A 24,222-nucleotide genomic window follows, 5' to 3' on the forward strand; every position below is an offset into this window, starting at 1 on the left:
TCTTTCTCATCAGCGAATATACAAGTATTTTCCGATATCATACATTAGAACCTAAAAAAAGTAAAGATGTAAACTATTTAACTGGAATTATTTCATCTTTTTGATTATATTTTTAAAAAATCCTTGTCAATTTTGAAAAATGTTGCGATAATGTTAAATGTAAGTGCTTTCATTGTTTGCCGGGGGTACGATCATGGTAAAACTGACTAGCGGCAAACGAGCGAAAGGGGTACAGAGAAACTTAAGTGACAGTGCCAATTTTGTCAGATCAAAGGGGTTTACTATATTCAGCGACTTGAATGAAAGGGGCATTGAAGTCGCTTTTTCTGGAATAAGGGAGACATCATGATCGTATCCAATATTTTAAGGGGAAAAAGCCTGCTATTCTAGGCTTTTTTTATGTGGAGCAAAAGCAGTCTGTTCTAAAGCGCTGGTTCAGGACATATTCTCTATAACAGGTACAGTCAGCAAAGAAGGGGGATCTTCTGATGTCAAAACAAATGCTAGCGCTGAATATAGACGGAACGCTTATTCGAACCAATGGACGGCTTCATCCGGCAACAAAGCAAGCAATTGAATACGTAAAGAAAAAGGATGTATACATTACACTTGTAACAAATAGACATTTTCGTTCTGCGCAAAAGATCGCAAAGTCATTAAATATTGATGGGAAGTTGATTGCCCACAGTGGTGCTATCATTGCAGACGAAATTGATGAACCTTTTTTGGAAAAAAGAATTCCTGAAGAAAAAACGTTTAATATCGTGCAAATATTGGAGAGTTATGAATGTAATATTAGAATTCTGCATGAAAAATATTCAATTGGCAATCGAAAAAAAACAAACTCAACTTTGCTTGCCAAAACAATGATTCATCCGTCTGATCCCATCTTTTATCCTGTTCAGTTTGTCGATTCTTTAAGTGATATGTTAATGGATGAACCGGTCAGTGCACCAGTGATTGAGGTATATTGTCCAAGTGAGCAAAAAGAAGAAATTAAACAAACAATTGAAAATGCTTTTACTTCTGTAGATGTAATAGATACAGGTGGAAAAATACTTATTGTCCAAAATGGAGTTTCAAAAGTAACCAGTTTGGCCATACTTGCTGCTGATTTAGGTTTCAAAATGGAGGATGTTGTCGCCATCGGTCATGACTTTGATGATTTGCCAATGATCGAGTTAGCCGGGCTCGGTGTTGCGATGGGCAATGCACCCCAAGAAGTGAAACAAAAAGCAGATTGGGTGACGCGCAGTAATGATGAACAGGGTGTTGCCTATATGATTAAAGAATATTTTCGTAAGCAGCAAAGCAAAGATTTTCTCAGAAGACTTCATATTAAAAAAATATAACAAGCTTCAAACCCCCGTTTTCATGAGGAAAACAGGGGTTTTTATTGTGGTCTAAAAACTACTTTCTCAACATGAATCAGAGAAAATTGTGAGACCCCACAGGAGTAAGGAACGAGCTCCGAGAAGGCTCGCGGAAAGCGAGCACTACTTTCAGGACACCCCCGACTATTTTTTTAAACCATAAATTGATTTTGTCCAATTATTTTTGTACACTAAAGAAAGTTTTGAAATGGAAAGGTGATCAAATTGCGCATTTCTATAAAAGGCATTCATGATGAACGATTTAAGAGACCACTTGAGCATATTGCTCATTTATTTTTTGAAGAGTCAGAGGTTGTATTTGGCGAAACAGAAAACGAATGTCTTATCATTATGTTAAATTATCAATGTGATCATACTGGTGTGCGGGCATCAGGCATTATTCAACAATCAGACATTCACGCTGAATATCAAAAAGTGTTCGACTCACATTTGCCAGAAAAAGAAGTTTTTAAACAGGTGAAACATACAGTTTCCTATGTTTATTTAAGCGTACTTCAGCAGTATACAGGAATTATTCAAAAATGGGGCATTCTGACCGGAATTCGTCCGACAAAGCTATTGCACAAAAAACTGCAAAACGGGCGGTCGAAGGAAGCTGCTCATGCCGAGCTGAAAAGGGAGTACTTAATCCATGATGAGAAAATCGAGCTGATGCAGCGCATCATCGACCAGCAGTTGACGGCTGTACCTGATTTATATGATTTGCAGAGAGAAGTCAGCATTTATATCGGTATTCCATTTTGTCCAACGAAATGTGCGTACTGTACATTTCCCGCATATGCCCTTAAAGGACAGACCGGAAGAGTCGGTTCATTTTTATCAGGACTTCACTATGAAATGCGAAAAATCGGTGAATGGCTCAAACAGCACGACATCAAGATTACAACGGTTTATTTTGGCGGAGGCACACCGACAAGTATTAGCGCAGAAGAAATGGATTTGCTTTATGAAGAAATGTACCAATCGTTTCCGAATGTTCAAAATATCCGTGAAATGACAGTTGAAGCAGGCCGCCCTGATACGATCACAGAGGAAAAGCTTGCGGTTTTAAAAAAGTGGAACATCGACCGCATCAGCATTAATCCGCAGTCATACGAAAATGAGACCTTAAAGGCGATTGGACGTCACCATACAGTCGAAGAAACAATTGAAAAATATCACCTTTCTCGGAAACATGGAATGTCTAACATCAATATGGATTTAATTATCGGTCTCCCGGGAGAAGGTGTAACAGATTTCCGGCACTCCCTTCAAGAAACTGAAAAACTAATGCCAGAGTCACTGACGGTTCATACGTTGTCATTTAAACGCGCATCGGAAATGACGAAAAATAAGCATAAATATAAAGTAGCGGATAGAACAGAAATTGTTGAGATGATGACTGATGCCGTATCTTGGACAGAACAGCATGGCTATCATCCCTATTATTTATATAGACAAAAAAATATCCTCGGTAATCTTGAAAATATTGGATATAGTCTTCCCGGTCAGGAAAGCATCTATAATATTATGATTATGGAAGAGAAACAGACGATTATTGGCATTGGTTGTGGGGCAGCAAGTAAATTTATCGATCCAAATACGGGGAAAATTACACACTTCGCTAATCCAAAAGATCCAAAAACGTATAATGACAGGTTTGAATATTATACAGAAGAAAAACTTCGTTATCTGTCCCAACTTTTTCGATAACATTGAATATCGTTCCTCCTGATCAATTTTATTTAACTAAAAAAAGGTGTTTCGCTATAAAAAGTGGAAATATGACTATGTTCATCATAAAAATGAATTTGACGGAGGTACTGGGGATGGAATTTATTCATTGGCAAGACCATGGTCAGATGTTTGAGATTATTCTCAATCGTCCTGACGCGTATAATGCTTTACATGAAAAAATGCTTGAGGAACTAAAAGAAGCTTTGATTTTAGCTGAAGAAAGTGAAGCAAACATTATGTTGCTAAAGGGAAGCGGGAAAGGGTTTTCTGCAGGCGGCGATATAAAGATGATGTTGTCTTCCGGGGATGTCAAGCAATCAGAGCATGTCATTGATACGATTTCTGATATTGCAATGATGATTTATACAATGCCAAAAATTACGATTGCAGCTATTCACGGGGCAGCTGCCGGGCTTGGCTTGAGCCTGGCGCTCGCCTGTGACCATGTCATGGCTGAAAAAGAAGCGAAATTAGCCATGAATTTTATTGGAATTGGACTTGTTCCTGATGGTGGGGGACACTTCTTCTTGGAACGGAAAGTCGGAGAAAGAACAGCAAAGGAATTGATATGGAGCGGTAAAAAATTACTGGCTGATGAAGCTTTTAAACTTCAGCTTGTTGAAGAAGTATTCAGTGGTGATCTTCACCACCATGTGGATGTAAAGGTTGAAAAACTTTTGCGTGCTCCACTCTCAGCCATGATTGAGTCAAAAAAAATCTACCAAAGCTTGAATGTTGAGCGACTACAAAAAACACTTGAACTTGAAAAAACATCACAAGTCAAAATGAGATCGACAAAAGATCATCAGGAAGGGATCAGAGCATTTTTAGAGAAGCGCAAGCCGCAGTTCAATCAGTAGTGTCATAGAAAAATTGTGGTGGGCGGCCTTTTTAAAGGGCCGCTCTTTGTTATCTTTGAAAGACGATCATTTTACCAGCAGAATTGACGATCCGGTGGGTATGCTCGGAAAATTGTTTTTCTTTTAGGAGATGTTCTCCTTTTTCTTTTGCTTCTTTTTCATTCAGTGCTTCAAAATGTTCATTCAATAGTGTTTCTCCAGAGGGAGAAAAAACAGTTACGTAATAAGTTTCCATTCTATTCACCTTTTTCTCTAGAATTTTCTGTTCATTCCATTTATATATTTATATAAAAATCAAAAAAATCCTTTTTTTTATGATTTTTGTAACGTATCATTGAAGATTGAAAGGAGATTTTTTTAAATGCTAAAAATTAATCATGTAACAAAAAAATTTGGATCTTTTACAGCTGTAGATCATTTAACACTTGATATTCCAGAGAAGCAGATGTTTGGTCTTCTTGGTGCCAATGGTGCTGGGAAAACTACGACATTTCGAATGATATTAGGGCTTTTAAACGCAACAGAAGGCAATGTGACTTGGAAAGACAAACCGATCAATTACAATGTTAGTAATCGAATCGGTTACCTGCCGGAAGAGCGCGGACTGTATCCCAAACTGAAAGTCAAAGATCAACTCGCCTATCTCGGAAGGTTGAAAGGCATGACAAAGCAAAATGCGCTTAAAGAAATGCACAACTGGCTCGAACGTTTCCATGTTACCGAATATGCAGATAAAAGAGTTGAAGAGCTTTCAAAAGGAAACCAGCAAAAAATTCAATTCATCACAGCTGTCCTGCACAAGCCAGAGCTTTTAATTCTTGATGAACCATTCAGCGGATTGGATCCAGTCAATGTGGAACTATTAAAAGAAGCTGTCATTGCCTTGAAAGACAGCGGCGTTTCGATCGTATTTTCGAGTCACAGAATGGAACATGTCGAGGAACTTTGTGAGTACGTTTGTATTTTACAGCGGGGAACACCTGTTGTTCAGGGGAAACTAAAAGAGATTAAACGTTCTTTCGGCAAAAAAAATGTGACGATCCATTCAGATATCGATTTGAATTTCTTAAAAGAAACAAAAGGGATTACGAAATGGCGGGAGACATCAGAAGGTGTTAGCTTGCAAATCGAAAACGAAGACATTTCCCAGGAGCTGTTTTCTATGTTGCAAGGACGTGGATTTATTAGAAAGTTTGAACTTGAAGAGCCTTCTTTAAATGATATTTTCATTGAAAAGGTAGGTGCACGTTATGAATAAGTTTTGGATTGTGCTTTTTCATACATACCTTAGTAAACTAAAAACAAAATCGTTTATTATTTCAACAGTAATTACAATCGGGCTAGTTCTATTGGTCACCAACCTCGGATCCATCATTTCTTTATTTGATGATGGCAAGGGCGATGAACCGGATAAAATTGCTGTTATTGATCAATCTAAACAGCTCTATCCGGCGTTTGCTCAACAAGTGAAACTGGCAGACAAAGACAAAGAAATTAAGATTTTCAAAGCGAAAAAGTCTGAAAAAGAATTAGAAAAAGACATTAAAGATGAAAAGCTTGAAGGTGTTTTACTTTTAGATAGAGATCAAAAAGGCGAATTAACCGCAACATATAAAGCGCTAGATGTTGCTGATTCAACTGCTGTTTCTATTTTTAAACAGGCGATTTCACAAACAAAAATTGTCGTTGGTACGGCTGAATTAAAAGTACCACAGGAAAAATTGCATCAGCTGTTTACGCCTGTTGAAGTCAAAAAGGTCGCATTAAAAGAAGGGGCTAAATCAGAAGAAGAGCTCCAGAAAGCGACAGGGCTTGTTTATGTTGTTTTGTTTGTCATCTACATTTCTGTTCTCATGTACGCTTCAATGATTGCCACTGAAGTTGCAACAGAAAAATCATCTAGAGTCATGGAAATTTTAATTTCTAGTGTACCACCTATTCAGCAAATGTTTGCCAAACTGTTCGGTGTCGCATTATTGGGCATTACTCAGCTGGGGGCTTTATTTCTTACCGGTTATCTGTCTATGCAAGCAAATCAAGAGAAAGCAACTGGAATGGGAGATGTGATTAAAGGCTTTTTTGATGTTTCAGGTGTTCCTGTTGCAACGCTCGTTTATGGGGTGATTTTCCTCATACTCGGTTATTTCCTTTATGCGACATTGGCCGCATTTCTCGGAAGTGTTGTGAGTCGGATTGAAGATGTACAGCAGACCATCTCACCGATGATCCTGCTGGTTGTGGCAGGCTTTATGATTGCTATGTTTGGCTTAAATGCGCCCGATTCGCCATTTATTACCGTGACATCATTCATCCCGTTTTTTGCGCCGATGATCATGTTCCTGAGAGTTGGCATGCTCGATATTCCGGTTTGGGAAGCAGCGTTAGGTATTGGAATCACCGCTCTGACGATTGTCATTCTCGCAGTAGTGGGAGCGAAAGTTTATAAAGGCGGAGTGCTCATGTATTCAAGCGGTGGCGGCTGGAAAAATATTAAGCAAGCACTCCGATTATCAAAAGATCAATAGTTTTGAAGAAAAAGGTGTCCTACTAACTGAGCGGGCACCTTTTTTGTGGTGGGGAGAAGAAAATCAGAATTGGACGTGACCATATAGTAGAAGGAAACATGGAATCTCTAACATCAATATCGTTTAATTACCGGTATTCCAGAAGAAAATGTAATATAATTTTGTCTTGAATGTGCACCGAAAATGACGAAAAATAAGCACATGATTAGGGATCTTGAAAATACTAACTAATGTCCTTCCGAGACAGGAGAGTATCTATATAGGAAAGTATTGGTTTGATACAGCAAATAAATTTATCGATCCAAAAATACGGGTAAAATTGCGCATTCCGCTAATACAAAGGATTCAAAAATGTATAATGATAGATTTGATATATCCCACTCTCTGCCATGGTCAAAATAAAAAAATGACCAAATCCTTAATGTTGAAGTCAAAATATTGTGGATGAATAAAAATTGGAGAAGCCTCTTTGGAGCTTGTTCCCGCAGGAGCCTCACAATTCTCCCTGCCCGCTTTTTGTTACCTTTGAAAGACAATCAGATGTGTGTGCTCGGAAAATTACTTTTTTTCATGCAGTGCTTCAAAATGTTCAGTTAGAAATGTTTCTCCAGATTGAGAAACTACGGTTACATCATAAGTTTCCATTATATTGATCTATTTTCGTATATATATTTATAAAAAATCAAAAAAAACCCTTTATTTCTGTTAATTGTAAAGTATAATTAAAGATTGAAAGGGGGAATTTTTAAAAAATGCTAAAAATTTCTAATACCACAAAGAAATTTGGGTCTTTTACAGCAGTAGACCATTTAACACTTGATATTCCAGAGAAGCAGATGTTTGGCCTGCTAGGTGCCAATGGTGCTGGGAAAACTACGACATTTCGAATGATCCTAGGGCTTTTAAACGCAACAGAAGGAAGTGTGACTTGGAAAGACAAACCGATCAATTACAATGTTAGTAATCGAATCGGTTATCTTCCGGAAGAGCGCGGACTGTATCCCAAACTGAAAGTCAAAGATCAACTCGTCTATCTCGGAAGGTTGAAAGGCATGACAAAGCAAAATGTACTCAAAGAAATGCACAACTGGCTCGAACGCTTCCATATTACCGAATATGCAGATAAAAGAGTTGAAGAGCTTTCAAAAGGAAACCAGCAAAAAATTCAATTCATCACAGCTGTCCTGCACAAGCCAGAACTATTAATTCTTGATGAACCATTCAGCGGACTTGATCCGGTCAATGTGGAACTATTAAAAAAAGCTGTCATTGCCTTGAGAGATAGTGGCGTTTCGATCGTATTTTCGAGTCACAGAATGGAACATGTCGAAGAACTTTGTGAGTACGTTTGTATTTTACAACGGGGAACACCTGTTGTTCAGGGGAAACTAAAAGAGATTAAACGTTCTTTCGGCAAAAAAAATGTGACGATCCATTCAGATATCGATTTGAATTTCTTAAAAGAAACAAAAGGGATTACAAAATGGCGGGAGACATCAGAAGGTGTAAGTTTGCAAATTGAAAATGAAGCTATTTCTCAGGAATTGTTTTCAAAGTTACAAGGGCGCGGATTTATGAGAAAGTTTGAACTTGAAGAACCTTCTTTAAATGATATTTTCATTGAAAAGGTAGGTGCACGTTATGAATAAGTTTTGGATTGTGCTTTTTCATACATACCTTAGTAAACTAAAAACAAAATCGTTTATCATTTCAACAGTAATTACAATTGGGCTAGTTCTATTGGTCACCAACCTCGGATCCATCATTTCTTTATTTGATGATGGAAAAGGCGATAAACCGGATAAAATTGCTGTTATCGATCAATCAAAACAGCTGTATCCAGCGTTTTCTCAACAAGTGAAACTGGCTGACAAAGACAAAGAAATTAAAATTTTCAAAGCGAAAAAATCTGAAAAAGAATTAGAAAAAGACATTAAAGATGAAAAACTTGAAGGTGTTTTACTTTTAGATAGAGATCAAAAAGGCGAATTAACCGCAACATATAAAGCACAGGATGTTGCTGATTCAACGGCTGTTTCTATTTTTAAACAGGCACTGTCACAAACAAAAATTGTCGTTGGTACGGCTGAATTAAAAATTCCACAGCAAAAGCTTCAACAGCTGTTTACGCCTGTTGAAGTCAAAAAGGTCGCTTTGAAAGAAGGAGCTAAATCTGAAGAAGAAATCCAGAAGGCATCAGGACTTGTTTTTGTCATCCTGGGCATAATTTACTATTCTGTTATCCAGTATGCAGGAATGATGGCTACTGAAGTTGCAACAGAAAAATCATCTAGAGTCATGGAAATTTTAATTTCCAGTGTTCCACCTGTTAAACAAATGTTTGCTAAACTGTTCGGTATTGGATTGCTAGCAATTACCCAGATGGCTGCCATATTTCTGACCGGTTATATCGCTCTTCAAGCAAATCAAGAGACAGCAGCAACTGATATGATTAAAGGCTATTTTGATGTTTCGGGTATTCCTGTTACAACGCTCATTTATGGTGCGATTTTTCTCATGATCGGTTATTTTCTTTATGCAACATTGGCAGCATTTCTTGGAAGTGTTGTAAGTCGGATTGAAGATGTACAGCAAGCGATCTTACCGATGCAGATGCTTGTTATGGCAGGCTTTTTCATTGCCATATTCGGCGTAAACACGCCTGATTCACCATTTATTACTGTGACGTCATTCATCCCGTTTTTTGCGCCGATGATCATGTTCCTAAGAGTCGGCATACTTGATATTCCGGTTTGGGAAGCATCGTTAGGTATTGGGATCACCGCTCTGACGATTGTCATTCTCGCAGTAGTGGGAGCGAAAGTTTATAAAGGCGGAGTGCTCATGTATTCAAGCGGTAAGGGATGGAAAAATATTAAGCAAGCACTCCGATTATCAAAAGATCAATAGTTTTGAAGAAAAAGGTGTCCTACTAACTGAGTGGGCACCTTTTTTTATCATGAATAGAACGTGCATTCGTATAACAGCCATGATAAAATGAAAGTCAGAAATGGTTGTGAAAAGGAGCGGAAGATGGCAAATTTAACTTTTATTCATGCGGCTGATCTCCATTTAGACAGCCCGTTTCAGGGGATTCACCAAGTGCCAGAACCGATTTACAAGCGGATTAAAAACAGTACATTTAAAAGTGCTGCCAATGTGTTTCAGCTTGCCATCCAAGAACAGGTTGACTTCATTTTACTTGCTGGTGATCTTTTTGATGAAGCAAATCGTAGTTTAAAAGCTCAGCTTTTTTTACGTAAGCAGTTTTTAAAACTCCAAGAAAAAGGTATAAATGCGTATGTCATCTTTGGAAATCATGATCATCTAGGTGGTGAATGGACACCGATTGAATGGCCTGACAATGTCCATATCTTCTCATCGGAAGACATTGAAGAAAAATCGTTTTATAAAGATGGTCAGCTTGCCGCCAGTATTTACGGATATAGCTATCCAGAGCGTGCTGTATTTGCAAACAAGGCAAGTGAAATGAAAAAATTGACAAATGCACCTCTACATATCGGAATGATTCATGGAACACTGTCTGGTGAGAGTGGTCATGATCCGTATTGTCCTTTTTCATGGCAAGATTTAAAAAACAGCCACATCGATTATTGGGCACTCGGACATATTCATAAAAGACAGGTGATTTCAGTTGAACATCCAACGGTGATTTATCCGGGGAACACACAAGCCCGTCACATCAAGGAGAAAGGTGAGAAAGGCTGTTTTCTTGTCCATGCCTCAGATGGTCATTTGTCATTTGAATTTCAATCGACATCTGATGTTCTTTGGGATGTGATTCAGATTGATGTCTCAACTACACAAAATGTGACACAATTAATCCATCTCATTGAAGAACACTTCAAAACCTTACATCAAAATGGGAAGTCTTTATGCGTGAAAATGTTATTGACAGGTGAAGCACCGCCATATTTAGCGGAACATTCAGCTGGCATCGTTGATGAGCTGCTTGAGATTTTCCATGAAGAGGAGCTGGCAGAGGAATCATTCATCTGGATAGTTGGAATTGAGGATCACACAGCGATCACCTTGAACAAAATAGAAAATGACTCATTTTTTCAGGAACTGATTAGTGAAATCGATCAATTCAAAGATTTTGATGACATTCTCGGAAGCTTGAGACACCACCCTGTTTTTAGACGATATGGTGAAGTATTTCACGAAGAAGTGTTTCAGGAGATTCGCGATCAAGCGAAAAAAATGTTGTTTGATGAGTTAAGGACGTTAAAACGATAAGGGAGGATACAGGTGAAAATTCAAGCTCTTCACATATATGGTTACGGAAAATTTATCAATCAAATATTTCATCTATCACCTTCAAACCTCCACTTAATCTATGGGCTGAATGAAGCTGGAAAAACCACGCTGATGTCATTTATTGAAAGCGTGTTGTTCGGGTTTCCAAAAACAAAGCGCTATGAACCGAAAACAGGCGGGACATACGGAGGAATGCTTGAGGTACATCATCACGAATTCGGACATCTCCGCATTGAACGGACGGCAGGAAAGCCTGAACGGGTGAATATCTACTTAGAAAATGGCAGTATTCGCTCAGAAGACTTTCTTAACAAGCTATTATCCAATATGGACAGGCCATTGTATAAAGCAATCTACTCGTTTGATGTCTTCGGTCTTCAGGAGATTCATAAGATGAACCGTGACAAAATCGGGCGTTTTTTACTTTTTTCAAGTTTGTTCGGTTCTGACGCCATTTCAAAAATGGATGCGAACCTGTTAAAAAAACAGGAAGAACTGTTTAAACCGAATGGTCGAAAACCTGAGCTTAACCAGGAACTGGAGCGGTTAAAACGGCTTTCAGAGGAATTAAAAAAAGCGAAAGCGCGTGAAGGAGAATATCATCATCTCCTAAGCGAGAAAAAAGCAACTAAAGTGATGATCAACAAACATGAGCAGCTGCTCCGCGAATTTACAGGTGAGCTCGAGCGTTTGAAGCAGGCACTTCAAATCTATCCTTTAATTGCCGAAGAACACGTCCTGATAAACGAATTGAAAACATGTCAAAGCGATTTTCCTGAAACGGGATTATTTGAGTTGGAAAAATATGAATCTCATCTTCATCCCAAATTAGCTCAGTTGAAAGGGCTTGAGGAAAAGAAATCTGATTTGATGAAACAATCTGTTGAGTTTTCGCCTCAAAAAGGGCATTTACAGTACGAAGTGAAAATTGAAGAGCTTCTAGCAGAGTATCAATTTTACCAATCATACAAAGAAAAAATCATGATATTAACTGAACAACTAGCTCAAATGGAAAAACATGTCAAGGAGGGGATGACACGGTTAAAAATAGACAATGAAACAGAGATTTTAAAAATAGACACTACATATGAATATGAATGGAAACTGCAAGAAACCATTCAAATTTATCTGCAGTTATGTGACAAGAAACGGATGCTTGACGAACATTTTGAGCGGACAAGAGCAGACTTGGAAGAAACAGAACAAGCATGTGCCAGTTTGGCTAAAAAAGTAATGGCAGAGGATGTTCGTCATCAAAAAGAAGAAGCCCTTAGCCGTTTCGAGGCGACAAACGGGCAATTAGGAAAACGGGAAGAGTTGAAAAGACAACTGTCTTTTCTGAAAAAAGAACAGAAAGATCGGATGAAGCGAAGAACCATCGGAGCAGTTTTGACCATATTGACTGCTTTTGTTGCCTGCATATCAGCACTGTTTTTCAAGGAATGGTTTTTAGTGATGTTGATCGTTCCGATTTCAATTGTCTTCGTGTTGTTTTTTCTAAAGAAATCTGAACCGTCTTCTGTCATGATGTTTATTGAAAACCAGCTTGACAACCTTGAAGATTCCACTATCAAGCATGGACCAGAACAGACAAAATTAAGAGAAGAGCTATGGCAGGATGAGCAATCAAGACAATTTCTCATGATGAAACGAGCTGAACTAAAGCAAAGGGAAACGGACTATGAAAGAGCCATCCAAAAATATGAGAATTGGGAAGCAGAAATCCATCCTTATCAGCAGCAAGCAGACGATTATGTAAAAGAGTTGAATCTGGCAATCGAACCAGCATTTTTACTTGATGCTTACAGTTTGATAAAAGAGCTGAATAAAGACTTGACAAAAAAATGGGAGCTAAAAGAGGAACTCAACCACTTTCAAGAAAAAAGCGCATCCTTTGAAGAACGGCTTATGAATATCGCCGCAAGGCTTCACCACTCTGAAGAAAGTATACCTGACCTGATGTATTCTTTGAAAAGTGAACTTGATACCGAAAAGCAAAGACTTATGAAGGAACAGGAACTCAATATGTCTATTGATCATACTGTTGAGCAAATCAAGGATCTAACAAGGGAAGCAGACTACTTCAAATCGAAAATATCTGAATTGTTTGCGGAAGCTGGAGCAAGCGACCGTGAGATGTTTATCAAGCTGGCAAAACAAGATAGAACCAACAAGGATCTTAAAGCAAAACTCAACCAAATTCAAAGAGAACTTCGTACAAAAGATGAGATTGCGATTACACTGGCCTCAGAGAATGCTTTTACAGGACTAGAGGAACAGCTGAGCAATGTTAAAAAACAAAAAGCCCGTACAGAACAGCAACTGATAGAGGAAAGAGAAAAGGTAGCATTGCTTACTGCTGAGCAGCGAAGACTTGAAGAATCGGGAACGGTTTCTGAATTGACACATCAGCTAGAAATGCAAAAAGATCAAGTTGCTCAAGCCGCAAAAAAATGGGCTTCAATTAAGTTGATCAGACAAGCTGTGAAAAATAAACTTGATGAACATAAAAGAATTCGTCTTCCCAAGCTTTTAGAGACAGCGGAATCATTGTTAAAAACATTAACGGGTAACCGTTATGAAAAAATTTATTTCTCTGAAACGAATGATTCAATCATGGTACTGAAAAAAGATGGAGCGGCTTATCACGCCCATGAATTATCACAGGCAACTTGTGAACAGCTTTATTTAGCGATTCGCTTCGCACTTGCTCTATCCCATCAAAAAGGAGTCCGACTTCCTTTTCAGCTTGATGACAGCTTTGTTCACTTTGATCATGATAGATTTAAGCGTGTGGTAGAGTTATTAAAGGAATTATCAGGAGGAGATCAGCAAATTTTATACTATACATGTCATGATCATGTAAAGGCGTCTTTTCATGATGAAGAGGTGACAGTGCTTTCTCCGCCATTACCAGAAATGGTAAAAAAAGCGTAACGAACAAATCATAGTGTATGCTATAATCAATCATATGTAAGAAAACGGAGGGAGCTTTACAATGGCAAAAGGTATCATGCTACATGAAGTTGGTGAGCAGGTCGATTTATACTTGCTGATCAAATCGTCAACAAAAGGGATTGCAAGTAATGGAAAACCATTTCTAACACTGATGCTGCAGGATCAGTCAGGAGACATTGAAGCAAAGCTTTGGGACGCTAAGCAAAATGATGAAGTAACCTATGGACCGCAAACGATTGTGAAGGTGGTCGGTGATATTCATCATTACCGCGGGCGCAATCAGTTAAAGCTGAGAAACATCAGACCTGCCGGTGCAAATGACAATGTACATATTGATGATTTTCTCGAGACCGCTCCAATTCCTAAAAATGAAATGATGGAAGCGATCACCCAATATATTTTTGAAATGAAAAACCCAAATATTCAGCGGATGACAAGACATCTGGTCAAAAAATATGGAAAAGAATTCAGCGATTTTCCAGCCGCGACAAAAAATCATCATGAATTTGTATCTGGATTAGCATACCATGTTGTCTCAATGTTAAATCTAGCCAAATCTGTAGCTGATTTATATCCGACACTTGACAGAGATCTGCTTTATGCGGGTGTGATCCTTCACGATCTAGGCAAAGTAAAAGAGCTTTCTGGACCGGTGTCCACCACATATACAGTTGAAGGGAATTTGCTTGGTCATATTTCAATCATGGTAACAGAGGTCTCAAAAGCAGCGGAAGAGCTTCAAATTGATTCAGAAGAAGTGCTTATTTTACAGCATTTAATTTTAAGTCATCATGGTAAACCTGAATGGGGAAGTCCGAAACCACCGATGGTCAAAGAAGCGGAAGTTCTTCATTATATCGATAATCTTGATGCAAAAATCAATATGATGGATCGAGCACTTTTGCGAGTGAAGCCAGGAGAGTATACTGAGCGTGTCTTTGCGCTGGATAACCGTTCCTTTTATAAACCCACTTTTCATCAATCACCATCATAACTTGTCTCTTAGCCGCATATATTCAGGTAATACAGTTTATCTGAAAAAGGGGGAGAACGGATGCTGTTTTTTCCATGGTGGGTTTATCTCTGTATTGTCGGCATTGTCTTTTGCGCATATAAGCTGATGGCAACAGCAAAAGAAGAAGAAACAATTGATCAGACATTTATCGAAAAAGAAGGACAGATTTATATGGAGCGCATGAAAAACGAGCAAGAAAGACGGAAAAAAACTTCTTCAGATCAAAGCGAGCCTGAAGCGGAAAGCAAGCACTCAATTGCCTGACATATTTATTTTTTAAGGGGCATTCTCAAACTTTGAGATGCTCCTTTTCATTTCCCATTGTTTCTAATTTGAATTTTGCAATGTAGTTAAAGAAATAAGCATGAGACTGGTACAAAACCAACCTCATGCCTATTTATGCGGAAAATTAGCCTTGTCCATTCATTTGCGGCATTTTCTCACGTTCTTCTACTTGTTTTTTTAATGTTTTATCTTTAACATTTAAATCGGCTTTCTTTATTAGCATGTCCACAGCATTTTGAATTTCATTTGGGTTATTTATTTTTAATTCTTTAAGTTGTTTCTTTAAATCTTTTTTCATATCTTCGTATTTCCCGCGTTTTTCAATTATCTTAATAATATGGTAACCGTGTTTTGTTTTAACTGGTTTACTGATTTCACCTACTTTTAAAGCAAATGCAGCTTTAAGAAATGTTTTATCCATTTCTGGCTCTTTTTTGCCATGCCAGCTAAGATCTCCACCAATTATAGACGATGAGTCTATTGAGTACTCTTCTGCCAGGTCTTCAAATTTTTCACCTTTTTTCAGTTTTTTCGCAACTTCTTCAATGGTTTTCTTTTCTTTGACGATAATGTGGCTGATATGATATTTCCCTTTTATACTGTCATAAAATTGTTTCACATCTTTGTCTGTTACTTTTATGTTATCTTCTGCCGCTTTTTTCCTGAGAAGCTCAGTTTTAATTTGTTTTTTTACGAAATCTTCGCCTTTTTGATCAATCATTGCATCGATTTGTTGACCAGCTATTTTTTTATATTCATCCAGTCTTTTGTCAATTTCTTTGTTTGAAACTTTGTATTTATCTTCAAGAACTTTTTTTTCCAGAAGAACATCAAGACCAGAAACCCCATTTTGTTCTAATAATGTATCATATAGCTCTCCTTTTGTTATATCTCCAGCTTTTGTTTCAGCGACAACTTCAGAGTCTCCCCCTTTACATGCACTAAGGGTAAGAATACTAGTGGCAGCAACTGCCGCGATTACCATTTTTTTCATATTGAAAAACACTCCTAATCATAACAATTTAACTTCCTTTGAATTGTATCATATCATATTCTGCCATGCTGTAAAAAGATTTTCAATAGAGGGGCATTCGTCTAGTCAAAATTTTTTCTCCGCCATACAAATATAGTGATCAAGAAAAGGAGGTCAATAACATGAGTGGAGGATACTCAAGCGGTTTTGCTTTATTGGTCGTGTTATTTATTTTGTTAATCATCGTCGGTGCAGCTTACCTGTACTAAACACTTAAAAAATAAGGAAAAGAACCGCTTTTTGGGTGGTTCTTTTCTTTGTAAGCAGAGAGCCTAATCGTTTTGTGATATTCGTGCATACACTAATGTAACGACTAAGAGGAGGTGTCAACATGGGTGACGGCTATGTAGGAGGTTTCGCAGGCGGTTTCGCACTGCTTGTGGTACTGTTCATTTTGTTAATTATTATTGGTGCTTCTTGGATATGTTAATAAACAAAAGGATAGCTGCCTGATCAATTGCGATCGGCAGCTATCTTTTTTTATACTGCAAATGAGATTTCAATAAATGATGAGATCAATAAAATTAAAATCAGGACATTAATGATTCTAAATACCTTATCTTGCCGTTCTTCAGGAATCTCTTTGATAAGGCATAATGAGTTTGTAAGATTGTTGATGTTAAACACAGTAAAGACCGCAAACAAAATGAAATAAAAAACAATAATTAGAGATCCCCCTCTCTATTTCTTCCCATACTACATTATCAAATATTGATTGAAAAAGATAGATTATTCATTATTTTTGGATTAAAATATCAAAGTCGTCTGCTTCTTGGTCAACATAGCTGTTTTTTGGTGCTTGAGCTAGTTTCCAGGCGAGTAAAAAGTCTGGTAAACAATAACCGAAATGGATACTTGATATGATACAGAAATAATGAGCAAGCTCTGGTATCATGGCCCCCGCATAGAAAAAAAACGGGGTGATGACTGAGAAAGGAAGAAGCAATGAAACAAGCATTGTATTTTTCGGAATTTCTCTCCACGTTCGCATTTTTACCCAAAATATCTTTTTTTCAAGTTTTTTTCTGCTGATGTTCGGTAATAAGTGTAAGATTTTATGAACGATAATCGTCACAACTAAAATTCCAGTGAACAAAAGAGCATGATCGCCTTTTTGCACAGTTTGTGGATGGATTAGCTGCATCGCTAAATATTCAGGAATAAAAAAAATAATCATTAAACTAATGGCAGCGAGTACAATTCGCATACCTCCATAATCTTTTGTTAGATTAATGGTTTTCCAGCAACTCATCAGTGACATCCTTCCATTTTTAAAACTGATATATAAATCCTCAGAATAATTTACTCTTCTGGGTGAGAAAAATCAATCCCTTTTTGAAAAAAAATTCGTCATTTTAACAAGAAATGACGAGAGTTCAAAAAGGGGACAAAAATCTTCATATTGAACTTTCAACTAAAGGAAATATCGGCTAAAATAAAATAAAGGGAGAGAGATGTGAGAATTATGAGTTCAATTGATGATCGTCTTACACGATTGGAATATTATATGAAGCTGCTGTTGAATACGGCAGAGATGGATCAATATCCATATTATAAAATGTTAATAGAGCGAGGCTTGACTGAGGAGGAAGGGAAAGAAACTGAACGTATGTGTGAGGAATTGACAAATGAGTTGACAGAACAAAAAGCGCAAGGATATGTGATGTTTGAACATCTTCTTACGCTTTTTGCTGGACAGCTAAATGAAAAACTTGAAGTGCACGAAACGATTTTTGCCCTTCATAGACAGGGTCTTTACAAATCGCTAATGAGCGAATTTATCAACATTATGAAAAAACATGGGATCGATTAATTTTTAATTGGTTCAAGTGGTTTGGGCATGTCTAGAGATGCAGCAGTTTCTTTTGTTTCCTCTTTTTTCTTCATTTTGCCATTATCACTGATAAACTCATTTTCTATATTAGAAAACGATTTTTCAAAAATCTCCATGAAGTCATCTCCATAAATATGGCGAATAATCGTCATCATTTCTACGATCTCAGGAAACTTTCCGTACAGCTGATGAAGAGGTTGGGCACCTTTTAACACGGCGTTTCTAGATGGATCATAGGACTCGAGAATTTTGAGAAAAATATCTTCACCTTTCGAAGTTAGCTGAATGTACGTATTCCGTTTATCATTTAACTTTTTAGAGAATTCTAGATAACCTCTTTCCTCAAGCTTTTTTGAAAAATTAAATGCTGTGGATACGTGCATCACACCAAATTTAGCAATTTCAGAAATAGATGCTCCGTTTAGTTGATAGGCAATCCATAAAATATGATGCTCATTGATGTTTAGGTCATAAGGCTTAATCCACTGCTGCCAATCTTTTTCAATCGATTTCCAAAGCGCTTTGCTTAGCTGTGCCATTCGTTGACTGAATAAAAGTGCGTCTTTAATAGAATAGGGCTGTTCCACTCGATTCATTCACTTCACCTGCTTCTCTTTGTCTTAATAATTTCTATTATGCCAATAAAATAAAGATTAATAAAGATGTAAATTTACGAAATTTTTAAAAATTAAGTTTCTTTATGTCAAATCAAGGTTTTACTTAAAAAAAGAGCGTGAAAAGTTCTTATTCACACCCCTTTTTTAAGGCTATTTTTTTCGCTGAATATATTAGTTTTGTAAGGTTTTCTCTAATTGTTTAATCTTGTCTTCTATCTCAGCGATTTCCTTTTTGAGATCGTGTTGATGGGGTTTGATGACCTCTTTCCATTCCTGTATAGATGACTGAAGTTCACTACCGACATCTTTAATGATTTCAGCGCCTTCTTGTGCTGTTTTAACAACTTGTTCTTTTAAAGCGACTCCATCGGTTTTTAATTTTTTCACTGTATCTTGAAATTTTGCACAGTTTGTTTTAAGTTGCTTTCTAAAATTTTTACCTGAAGTTGGTGTAGTAAGCAGAGCTGTAACGCCGCCAATTACTCCACCTACAAGCAGTCCTGCCGCTAAAGATCGACCTTTTGACATATACATCACCCCGAATATATTTTTGATCTGAATTGTCACATAACAAGAATGCATTGCATAGCTTGCTTTATTTTAGCATACTTTTTTAAAAAGGAGGGAGAGGGTTGTCTGTCATCTTGATTGTTTTGACATTAGTAAGCACTGCTTTTACCATCGGCTCCTTTTATTACTTAAAACTTCTTGCGTGTTCTTCATCATATCCGCCTAAACATATCCTTAAACAAAAAACGATGTTTTGTGTGGGAGGTGCGGGACTGGCATTTTTGCTTCTTTTTTTTATTAAGCTTCTTATATAAATATCGTTCACGTTCGCTTTTTTTTGACCATAAAAACGAAAAAACCTCTTAAAAATAAGAGGTTTGTCATGTTATTTCGGTTGTTCAGTCAGTCTTGAACGTTCCGTAATAACATATACGATTGGAAAAATGATAAACATGGCAACCGTGTTGATCAGTGTCGTTGGTAATACGACGACCGAGAACAATGTAGTAAATCCTTGATTCCCTGGCAGACCACTAATGAAAAGTGCTGCCGTCAGGAAGATAGCTCCTGATAAAATTGTTCCTGCCCCAGTCAATCCGCTAACGATAACAGTGTTTTTCTTCAGGTTTTTCAAGGCTAAAAATGAAACAAAAAAGATGACAGCTGTGATCGGTTTATCAATAACGTTTGGCAGTTGTCCGCCTGGGAATCCAGTTGTTAAGGCAGAAATGATGCCTGTCACGATACCGATCGTCAGAACATGTTGTACTTTTGGAAAAAGCATGATTCCCATAAACATCATAATTAACATCATATCAGGCTTCATTCCGAAGAAAAAAGGCGGAATGACTGTATGAAGCGCTGCTCCAATCGCAACAATTAGGGCCATTACGACTAACTCTTTTGTTTTCATGACTATTCTCTCTCCTCATCTAGGCTCTTTTTTAGCTTCCCAATAATATGCTCATCATTTATTGCGAAAGCTTTATGAAATTATATCAGACTTTAATAGGGAAGTGGAAGCCTTTTTATGGATGATTAGACTGACTCCTGAAAATGCTTCATAAACGAAGCCAGTTTCTCACAATCCTCTATAGAAACGGCATTGTAAATCGATGCCCGGCAGCCGCCAATTGAACGGTGTCCGCCAAGACCTACCATGTTTTCTTGTTTAGCTTTGGTGATGAATGATTTTGTCAGTTCATCATTTGTCAATGTAAAGGTAACATTCATGTTGGAACGACTATCAGTTCTAGCATGTCCACGGTAAAACCCATGACTATCGTCAATTGCTTTGTATAAGATCTCTGCCTTCTTGCGGTTGCGCTGTGCAATGGCAGAGAGTCCCCCTTGTTCTTTCAGCCATTCAAGCACAAGTGATAGCATATAAATGGCAAAAGTCGGAGGGGTATTATAAAGTGAATCTGTTTTTACATGTGTAGAGTATTTTAAGATTTTCGCAACCTGTTCGTTTTCCTGGGAAAGCAGGTCCTTTTTTAGAATCACGACGGTTACCCCTGAAGGTCCGAGATTTTTTTGGGCGCCGGCATAGATGATACCAAATTTTGAAACATCGATGGGTCTGCTTAAAATATCGCTCGACATATCCGCGACAATCGGAATTGAACAATCAGGAAACTGTTGCCATTGCGTCCCGAAAATTGTATTATTGCTTGTCAGATGCAGATAGGCACCGTCAGTTGGGACTTCTGAAATACTAGGGATATACCGATATGTGTCAGTTTCACTTGTCGCGATAATGGATGTATTTCCAAAAAGCTTTGCTTCAGCAAGCGCCTTCTCAGACCAAGAGCCAGTCATCACAAAATGTGCAGTTTTTTCCTTTGAGAGAAAGTTCATGGGAATCATTGAAAATTGAAGGCTTGCTCCACCTTGAAGAAATAACACTTCATAATCTTCAGGTATTTGCATTAGTTCTTTTAATCGGGCTTTTGCATGTTGATGTACAGCATCATATTCTTTGCTTCGATGGGATAACTCCATAACGGACATCCTTGCCCCATTAAAATCAAGAAATTCGTCTTTCGCTTTTTGCAACACTTCTAAAGGCAGTGCTGCAGGTCCTGCATTAAAGTTTGTTGTACGTATCATCACAATCGCTCCCTGTTCATGTGTAAAAATATAAAACAATCCTAACATAAAAGTTTCTCGTCATACATAAAAATTTGAATTGTGCGAATTTTGATCGGTAAGGATTTACTTGTGCAAAGGGGAGTTTTGGGATTGTGTAAATTTTGTGACAGCCGCGAAATGAAAACAGAAATGGCGGAGCGCCATTTCTGTTCATTTTAATCGGTTATTGATAGAAGAGGCGATATGTTGCAGATCTTCCGCTGTATAGTCATCTGCATGTGTTTTCCAGACTGCACCAAAGCCGTCCCCTTTTCCATAACGAGGAATGATGTGCATATGATAATGAAATACCGATTGTCCGGCTTGTTCACCATTGTTATTGAGTAGGTTTAATCCGATTGGTTGATATTCTTCTTTAATGGCTTTGGCGATTTTTGGTACAGCTTCGAAAAACTCTCTTGAAACATCAGGTGTCATTTCATAGATGTTTGTTTTATGGACTTTTGGTATCACCAGAGTGTGTCCTTTGGTGACTTGACTAATATCGAGAAAAGCCATCACATGCTCGTTTTCAAAAACTTTAGCAGAAGGAATTTCCCCCTTTAGAATTTGACAGAAAATACAATCGCTCATCCTTTGCCTCCTTTTTTACCGAAAGGTTATGTATAAGCACTATATTACCACATTTTTTGGGAAAATACGAAAACAGGGTGAACGGCTCCCCGCGTTCACCCTGCACCCTGAAGAAGGTTAGCTGTTCATAAAGAACTTCACACTGCCTTTTGCAAGTACCTCTTTATGAGGACTTGAAAACGCCACATTATTTCCTGCGACAAACACCTCATTTGATTAACATCTTTTTAGGATGCTTTTTCAATTCAGTGAATGAAAGAAATTTAAGCATTGACATGTTACACATTCTTTCCAAACGGACTTGCTGATTTGTTGTCTTTGACAAACACCTCATTTGCAAGGTTTGTTAAGCTTTCCTTCTTCATCAATTAGATTGTCCAAGAAAGCTTTAAACTATGCATTGATTTTTCTAACATGATGAAATCGTTTTTAATAACACCTTATTTTTGGTACTATTAAGAAAAATGCGAGAAAGGAACGAACGTATGTCACTATTGACTGTAACAGACCTAACTGGTGGGTATACAAGGAATCCAGTATTGCGTGATGTGTCATTTTCGATCAATCGGGAGCAGATTGTCGGTTTAATCGGTTTGAACGGGGCAGGTAAAAGTACAACAATTCGCCATATTATCGGCTTAATGGAACCGCATAAAGGATCTATTAAGCTGAATGGCAAAACATTTCTTGAAGATCCGGAAAACTATCGTTCACAATTTACGTTTATTCCAGAGACACCAATATTGTATGAAGAACTAACGCTTCGCGAACATTTGGAACTGACGGCGATGGCCTATGGATTATCAAAAGAAACGCTTGAAAAAAGGTTACCGCCACTATTAAAAGAATTCCGAATGGAAAAGCGTTTAAAATGGTTTCCAGCCCATTTTTCAAAAGGAATGAAACAAAAGGTCATGATTATGTGTGCGTTTTTAGTCGAACCAGACCTTTATATTATTGATGAACCATTCCTCGGACTTGATCCGTTAGCCATTAATGCATTGCTTGAACGCATGAAGGAAGCAAAGAAAAAAGGTTCAGCCGTTCTCATGTCAACACATATATTAGCCACTGCTGAACGATATTGTGATTCCTTCATCATTTTACATAATGGTGAAATACGGGCAAAAGGAACACTTGCAGAGCTCAGAGAGCATTTTTCAATGAAAGAGGCAAGTCTAGATGATCTGTATCTTGAGCTGACGAAGGAAGAGAGCGATGAATAGCATTCAAGGAATTTGGAAGGCGAGAGTTGAGGAGCATACTAAGGAAACAAGAGCTTATTTAAAATATATGCTAAACGATCATCTTGTGATTGTCATGATTTTTTTTATCGCAGGAGCTGCCAGTTGGTATAGTAAATGGTTGAAAACGATTCCTGACGGCTTTCCAGCTTACTGGGTGATGGCTGTTTTGTTTTCATTCATTTTGACAAGTTCATATGTCAGGACGCTGATTAAAGAAGCGGATTTGGTGTTTTTATTACCGCTTGAAGCAAATATGAAACCTTATTTTAGCCAAGCTTTTCGGTTTAGTTTTATCATCCAACTGTTTCCATTGCTTGCGATCATGCTGATCTTAGCGCCGCTTTATTTTGCAGTAAGTGGAATGACCTTATCAACTTATCTTTTTATATTACTGCAAATGCTTGTGCTAAAAGTTTGGAATATGACCATGCAATGGCGAATGACATTCCTTGGTGAAAAAAACATTAGAATGACAGATCAGATCGTTCGTTTTTTTCTGAATATATGTGCTGTTTACTTTGCATTGAAGGCTTCCTATATGTTTGCGATTGCGATATACATGATCATGGTTGCATTACTTGTATATTTCACATCATTTGCTCGAAAAAAATCGTTTAAATGGGAACAGCATATAGATGATGAAATCAAAAGAAAACAGCGTTTTTACAGACTGGCAAACTTGTTTACAGATGTGCCGCATCTCAGAAAACGTGCAAAAAGAAGGGCGTATCTTGACTGGCTGTTCAGCTTTATCCCATATGACCAGCGCCAGACATTTACTTTTATGTATAGCAGGGCTTTTATTAGATCGAATGATTATCTCGGTATCGTGTTGAGATTGACAGTCATTTTTGCCATTATCATTGGCTATTTTTCAAATTATCAATGGGTGTCTGCTGGACTGATCATCTTTACAGTATTTATCACCGGAATTCAGTTGACCCCGCTGTTCAATCATTTTTCTCACCTTTCTTTACAGGAGTTATATCCTGTCAATCAAAGAGAGAGAGAAAAAAGTTTCTTTGGGTTGCTTCATATTGTGTTAAGTGTTCAAGCATTCATATTGGCAGCCGCATTGGGTATTAAGTTAAACTGGTCTGGGATGTTTATCGGTTTAATAGGCTCTCTACTGCTGATATTTGTGATCATGAAGCCTTATTTTAACAGCAGATTAAAGAAAAATGCACGCAGATAAAAATGAATCCTTTTCTTTTACAGAT

General features: G+C 37.6%; 27 protein-coding genes and 1 other annotated feature (1 of these 28 only partly in view). Of the genes, 18 read left to right on the plus strand and 9 right to left on the minus strand.

Annotation, left to right across the window (positions count from 1 at the left end; all coding sequences use genetic code 11):
• Positions 1 to 22 (minus strand) — a binding site (T-box leader); it reaches 203 nt to the left of the window's first position.
• Positions 23 to 193: 171 nt separating this feature from the next.
• From HOO54_RS07490 to HOO54_RS07505, 4 genes are all read left to right on the plus strand, one after another.
• A complete protein-coding gene (locus HOO54_RS07490; protein ID WP_172293892.1) occupies positions 194 to 349 on the plus strand; it encodes a hypothetical protein in 156 nt (51 codons plus the stop codon).
• A gap of 139 nt (positions 350 to 488) precedes the next feature.
• Positions 489 to 1,352: a Cof-type HAD-IIB family hydrolase gene (locus HOO54_RS07495; RefSeq protein WP_172293894.1), complete on the plus strand. Its 864-nt coding sequence runs from the start codon at positions 489 to 491 to the stop codon at positions 1,350 to 1,352.
• A 246-nt stretch (positions 1,353 to 1,598) separates the two neighbouring features.
• The gene (locus HOO54_RS07500) at positions 1,599 to 3,086 is read left to right on the plus strand and encodes a coproporphyrinogen III oxidase (RefSeq protein ID WP_172293896.1); all 1,488 of its coding nucleotides are present in this window, start codon (positions 1,599 to 1,601) and stop codon (positions 3,084 to 3,086) included.
• Positions 3,087 to 3,202: 116 nt separating this feature from the next.
• The gene (locus HOO54_RS07505; protein ID WP_172293898.1) at positions 3,203 to 3,970 is read left to right on the plus strand and encodes an enoyl-CoA hydratase; all 768 of its coding nucleotides are present in this window, start codon (positions 3,203 to 3,205) and stop codon (positions 3,968 to 3,970) included.
• Between the two features lie 49 nt (positions 3,971 to 4,019).
• Here HOO54_RS07505 and HOO54_RS07510 read toward each other — a convergent pair whose 3' ends face one another.
• Entirely contained in the window at positions 4,020 to 4,205 is a 186-nt protein-coding gene (locus HOO54_RS07510; protein WP_172293900.1) for a YhzD family protein, read from the minus strand.
• Between the two features lie 126 nt (positions 4,206 to 4,331).
• On the opposite strand from HOO54_RS07510, the gene HOO54_RS07515 reads away from it, so the two are divergent.
• The 8 genes from HOO54_RS07515 to HOO54_RS07550 all read left to right on the plus strand — a co-directional run bounded on the left by HOO54_RS07515 (position 4,332) and on the right by HOO54_RS07550 (position 15,013).
• On the plus strand, positions 4,332 to 5,228 hold the full coding sequence (locus tag HOO54_RS07515) for an ABC transporter ATP-binding protein (protein ID WP_172293902.1): 897 nt from the start codon (positions 4,332 to 4,334) through the stop codon (positions 5,226 to 5,228).
• Positions 5,221 to 6,495, plus strand: coding sequence for an ABC transporter permease (locus HOO54_RS07520; protein ID WP_172293904.1), 1,275 nt, complete (start codon positions 5,221 to 5,223; stop codon positions 6,493 to 6,495). The genes HOO54_RS07515 and HOO54_RS07520 overlap by 8 nt, the downstream gene beginning before the upstream one ends.
• Before the next feature lie 752 nt (positions 6,496 to 7,247).
• Entirely contained in the window at positions 7,248 to 8,144 is an 897-nt protein-coding gene (locus HOO54_RS07525) for an ABC transporter ATP-binding protein (RefSeq protein WP_172293906.1), read from the plus strand.
• Positions 8,137 to 9,405, plus strand: coding sequence for an ABC transporter permease (locus tag HOO54_RS07530; RefSeq protein ID WP_172293908.1), 1,269 nt, complete (start codon positions 8,137 to 8,139; stop codon positions 9,403 to 9,405). The genes HOO54_RS07525 and HOO54_RS07530 overlap by 8 nt, the downstream gene beginning before the upstream one ends.
• Positions 9,406 to 9,528: 123 nt before the next feature.
• The gene (locus HOO54_RS07535) at positions 9,529 to 10,755 is read left to right on the plus strand and encodes a metallophosphoesterase family protein (protein ID WP_172293910.1); all 1,227 of its coding nucleotides are present in this window, start codon (positions 9,529 to 9,531) and stop codon (positions 10,753 to 10,755) included.
• Between the two features lie 12 nt (positions 10,756 to 10,767).
• Positions 10,768 to 13,713, plus strand: coding sequence for an ATP-binding protein (locus HOO54_RS07540; RefSeq protein ID WP_172293912.1), 2,946 nt, complete (start codon positions 10,768 to 10,770; stop codon positions 13,711 to 13,713).
• Between the two features lie 61 nt (positions 13,714 to 13,774).
• Positions 13,775 to 14,728 carry a 3'-5' exoribonuclease YhaM gene (gene yhaM / locus HOO54_RS07545; RefSeq protein ID WP_172293914.1) on the plus strand — a complete coding sequence of 318 codons (954 nt, stop codon included), beginning with the start codon at positions 13,775 to 13,777 and terminating at the stop codon, positions 14,726 to 14,728.
• A 60-nt stretch (positions 14,729 to 14,788) separates the two neighbouring features.
• Complete coding sequence (locus HOO54_RS07550) at positions 14,789 to 15,013, plus strand: sporulation YhaL family protein (RefSeq protein ID WP_172293916.1); 225 nt, start codon at positions 14,789 to 14,791, stop codon at positions 15,011 to 15,013.
• A 145-nt stretch (positions 15,014 to 15,158) separates the two neighbouring features.
• Here the strand turns inward: HOO54_RS07550 and HOO54_RS07555 are convergent, their stop codons facing one another.
• Positions 15,159 to 16,028, minus strand: coding sequence for a peptidylprolyl isomerase (locus tag HOO54_RS07555; protein WP_172293918.1), 870 nt, complete (start codon positions 16,026 to 16,028; stop codon positions 15,159 to 15,161).
• Between the two features lie 161 nt (positions 16,029 to 16,189).
• Between HOO54_RS07555 and HOO54_RS07560 the strand changes: the two genes are divergently transcribed.
• Both HOO54_RS07560 and HOO54_RS07565 read left to right on the plus strand, forming a co-directional pair.
• Positions 16,190 to 16,276 (plus strand): YjcZ family sporulation protein, encoded by an 87-nt coding sequence (locus HOO54_RS07560; protein WP_003180245.1) that lies wholly within the window; start codon positions 16,190 to 16,192, stop codon positions 16,274 to 16,276.
• Positions 16,277 to 16,398: 122 nt separating this feature from the next.
• Positions 16,399 to 16,497 (plus strand): YjcZ family sporulation protein, encoded by a 99-nt coding sequence (locus HOO54_RS07565; protein WP_081605348.1) that lies wholly within the window; start codon positions 16,399 to 16,401, stop codon positions 16,495 to 16,497.
• Positions 16,498 to 16,547: 50 nt separating this feature from the next.
• On the opposite strand, the gene HOO54_RS24900 is transcribed toward HOO54_RS07565, so the two are convergent.
• Together HOO54_RS24900 and HOO54_RS07570 are read right to left on the minus strand one after the other, a co-directional pair.
• Entirely contained in the window at positions 16,548 to 16,730 is a 183-nt protein-coding gene (locus HOO54_RS24900) for a hypothetical protein (RefSeq protein WP_309244901.1), read from the minus strand.
• 73 nt (positions 16,731 to 16,803) lie between these two features.
• The gene (locus HOO54_RS07570; protein ID WP_172293920.1) at positions 16,804 to 17,319 is read right to left on the minus strand and encodes a DUF3267 domain-containing protein; all 516 of its coding nucleotides are present in this window, start codon (positions 17,317 to 17,319) and stop codon (positions 16,804 to 16,806) included.
• A 213-nt stretch (positions 17,320 to 17,532) separates the two neighbouring features.
• Here HOO54_RS07570 and HOO54_RS07575 point away from each other — a divergent pair, with 213 nt between their 5' ends.
• Positions 17,533 to 17,880 (plus strand): YhaI family protein, encoded by a 348-nt coding sequence (locus tag HOO54_RS07575; protein WP_172299421.1) that lies wholly within the window; start codon positions 17,533 to 17,535, stop codon positions 17,878 to 17,880.
• Here HOO54_RS07575 and HOO54_RS07580 read toward each other — a convergent pair.
• Positions 17,877 to 18,497, minus strand: a complete 621-nt coding sequence (locus tag HOO54_RS07580; RefSeq protein ID WP_172293922.1) for an HTH-type transcriptional regulator Hpr — start codon at positions 18,495 to 18,497, stop codon at positions 17,877 to 17,879. The two genes, HOO54_RS07575 and HOO54_RS07580, sit on opposite strands and share 4 nt — an antisense overlap.
• Before the next feature lie 192 nt (positions 18,498 to 18,689).
• The gene (locus tag HOO54_RS07585) at positions 18,690 to 19,046 is read right to left on the minus strand and encodes a YtxH domain-containing protein (protein ID WP_172293924.1); all 357 of its coding nucleotides are present in this window, start codon (positions 19,044 to 19,046) and stop codon (positions 18,690 to 18,692) included.
• Between the two features lie 125 nt (positions 19,047 to 19,171).
• On the opposite strand from HOO54_RS07585, the gene yhzF reads away from it, so the two are divergent.
• Positions 19,172 to 19,342 carry a membrane protein YhzF gene (gene yhzF / locus HOO54_RS25350; RefSeq protein ID WP_483862009.1) on the plus strand — a complete coding sequence of 57 codons (171 nt, stop codon included), beginning with the start codon at positions 19,172 to 19,174 and terminating at the stop codon, positions 19,340 to 19,342.
• 71 nt (positions 19,343 to 19,413) lie between these two features.
• On the opposite strand, the gene HOO54_RS07590 is transcribed toward yhzF, so the two are convergent.
• The 3 genes from HOO54_RS07590 to HOO54_RS07600 form a co-directional block, all read right to left on the minus strand.
• A complete protein-coding gene (locus HOO54_RS07590; RefSeq protein WP_172293926.1) occupies positions 19,414 to 19,941 on the minus strand; it encodes a tryptophan transporter in 528 nt (175 codons plus the stop codon).
• A 125-nt stretch (positions 19,942 to 20,066) separates the two neighbouring features.
• Complete coding sequence (gene serC / locus HOO54_RS07595; protein WP_172293928.1) at positions 20,067 to 21,140, minus strand: 3-phosphoserine/phosphohydroxythreonine transaminase; 1,074 nt, start codon at positions 21,138 to 21,140, stop codon at positions 20,067 to 20,069.
• A gap of 192 nt (positions 21,141 to 21,332) precedes the next feature.
• Complete coding sequence (locus tag HOO54_RS07600) at positions 21,333 to 21,755, minus strand: HIT family protein (protein ID WP_172293929.1); 423 nt, start codon at positions 21,753 to 21,755, stop codon at positions 21,333 to 21,335.
• A gap of 485 nt (positions 21,756 to 22,240) precedes the next feature.
• Here HOO54_RS07600 and HOO54_RS07605 point away from each other — a divergent pair, with 485 nt between their 5' ends.
• Both HOO54_RS07605 and HOO54_RS07610 read left to right on the plus strand, forming a co-directional pair.
• Positions 22,241 to 22,981, plus strand: a complete 741-nt coding sequence (locus HOO54_RS07605) for an ABC transporter ATP-binding protein (protein ID WP_172293931.1) — start codon at positions 22,241 to 22,243, stop codon at positions 22,979 to 22,981.
• A complete protein-coding gene (locus HOO54_RS07610; protein ID WP_172293933.1) occupies positions 22,974 to 24,197 on the plus strand; it encodes an ABC transporter permease in 1,224 nt (407 codons plus the stop codon). The genes HOO54_RS07605 and HOO54_RS07610 overlap by 8 nt, the downstream gene beginning before the upstream one ends.
• The last annotated feature ends 25 nt before the right edge of the window (positions 24,198 to 24,222 follow it).

The organism is Bacillus sp. WMMC1349 (assembly GCF_013155385.1).
Taxonomy (GTDB): domain Bacteria; phylum Bacillota; class Bacilli; order Bacillales; family Bacillaceae; genus Bacillus.

What these genes read in the sequence shown, in the direction of transcription:
- HOO54_RS07490 (WP_172293892.1), top strand. Translation starts at nt 194, where the DNA reads ATGGTAAAACTGACTAGCGGCAAACGAGCGAAAGGGGTACAGAGAAAC.
- HOO54_RS07495 (WP_172293894.1), top strand. Translation starts at nt 489, where the DNA reads ATGTCAAAACAAATGCTAGCGCTGAATATAGACGGAACGCTTATTCGA.
- HOO54_RS07505 (WP_172293898.1), top strand. Translation starts at nt 3,203, where the DNA reads ATGGAATTTATTCATTGGCAAGACCATGGTCAGATGTTTGAGATTATT.
- HOO54_RS07510 (WP_172293900.1), bottom strand. Translation starts at nt 4,205, where the DNA reads ATGGAAACTTATTACGTAACTGTTTTTTCTCCCTCTGGAGAAACACTA.
- HOO54_RS07515 (WP_172293902.1), top strand. Translation starts at nt 4,332, where the DNA reads ATGCTAAAAATTAATCATGTAACAAAAAAATTTGGATCTTTTACAGCT.
- HOO54_RS07520 (WP_172293904.1), top strand. Translation starts at nt 5,221, where the DNA reads ATGAATAAGTTTTGGATTGTGCTTTTTCATACATACCTTAGTAAACTA.
- HOO54_RS07525 (WP_172293906.1), top strand. Translation starts at nt 7,248, where the DNA reads ATGCTAAAAATTTCTAATACCACAAAGAAATTTGGGTCTTTTACAGCA.
- HOO54_RS07530 (WP_172293908.1), top strand. Translation starts at nt 8,137, where the DNA reads ATGAATAAGTTTTGGATTGTGCTTTTTCATACATACCTTAGTAAACTA.
- HOO54_RS07535 (WP_172293910.1), top strand. Translation starts at nt 9,529, where the DNA reads ATGGCAAATTTAACTTTTATTCATGCGGCTGATCTCCATTTAGACAGC.
- yhaM (WP_172293914.1), top strand. Translation starts at nt 13,775, where the DNA reads ATGGCAAAAGGTATCATGCTACATGAAGTTGGTGAGCAGGTCGATTTA.
- HOO54_RS07550 (WP_172293916.1), top strand. Translation starts at nt 14,789, where the DNA reads ATGCTGTTTTTTCCATGGTGGGTTTATCTCTGTATTGTCGGCATTGTC.
- HOO54_RS07555 (WP_172293918.1), bottom strand. Translation starts at nt 16,028, where the DNA reads ATGAAAAAAATGGTAATCGCGGCAGTTGCTGCCACTAGTATTCTTACC.
- HOO54_RS07560 (WP_003180245.1), top strand. Translation starts at nt 16,190, where the DNA reads ATGAGTGGAGGATACTCAAGCGGTTTTGCTTTATTGGTCGTGTTATTT.
- HOO54_RS07565 (WP_081605348.1), top strand. Translation starts at nt 16,399, where the DNA reads ATGGGTGACGGCTATGTAGGAGGTTTCGCAGGCGGTTTCGCACTGCTT.
- HOO54_RS07570 (WP_172293920.1), bottom strand. Translation starts at nt 17,319, where the DNA reads ATGAGTTGCTGGAAAACCATTAATCTAACAAAAGATTATGGAGGTATG.
- HOO54_RS07575 (WP_172299421.1), top strand. Translation starts at nt 17,533, where the DNA reads ATGAGTTCAATTGATGATCGTCTTACACGATTGGAATATTATATGAAG.
- HOO54_RS07580 (WP_172293922.1), bottom strand. Translation starts at nt 18,497, where the DNA reads ATGAATCGAGTGGAACAGCCCTATTCTATTAAAGACGCACTTTTATTC.
- HOO54_RS07585 (WP_172293924.1), bottom strand. Translation starts at nt 19,046, where the DNA reads ATGTCAAAAGGTCGATCTTTAGCGGCAGGACTGCTTGTAGGTGGAGTA.
- HOO54_RS07590 (WP_172293926.1), bottom strand. Translation starts at nt 19,941, where the DNA reads ATGAAAACAAAAGAGTTAGTCGTAATGGCCCTAATTGTTGCGATTGGA.
- serC (WP_172293928.1), bottom strand. Translation starts at nt 21,140, where the DNA reads ATGATACGTACAACAAACTTTAATGCAGGACCTGCAGCACTGCCTTTA.
- HOO54_RS07600 (WP_172293929.1), bottom strand. Translation starts at nt 21,755, where the DNA reads ATGAGCGATTGTATTTTCTGTCAAATTCTAAAGGGGGAAATTCCTTCT.
- HOO54_RS07605 (WP_172293931.1), top strand. Translation starts at nt 22,241, where the DNA reads ATGTCACTATTGACTGTAACAGACCTAACTGGTGGGTATACAAGGAAT.
- HOO54_RS07610 (WP_172293933.1), top strand. Translation starts at nt 22,974, where the DNA reads ATGAATAGCATTCAAGGAATTTGGAAGGCGAGAGTTGAGGAGCATACT.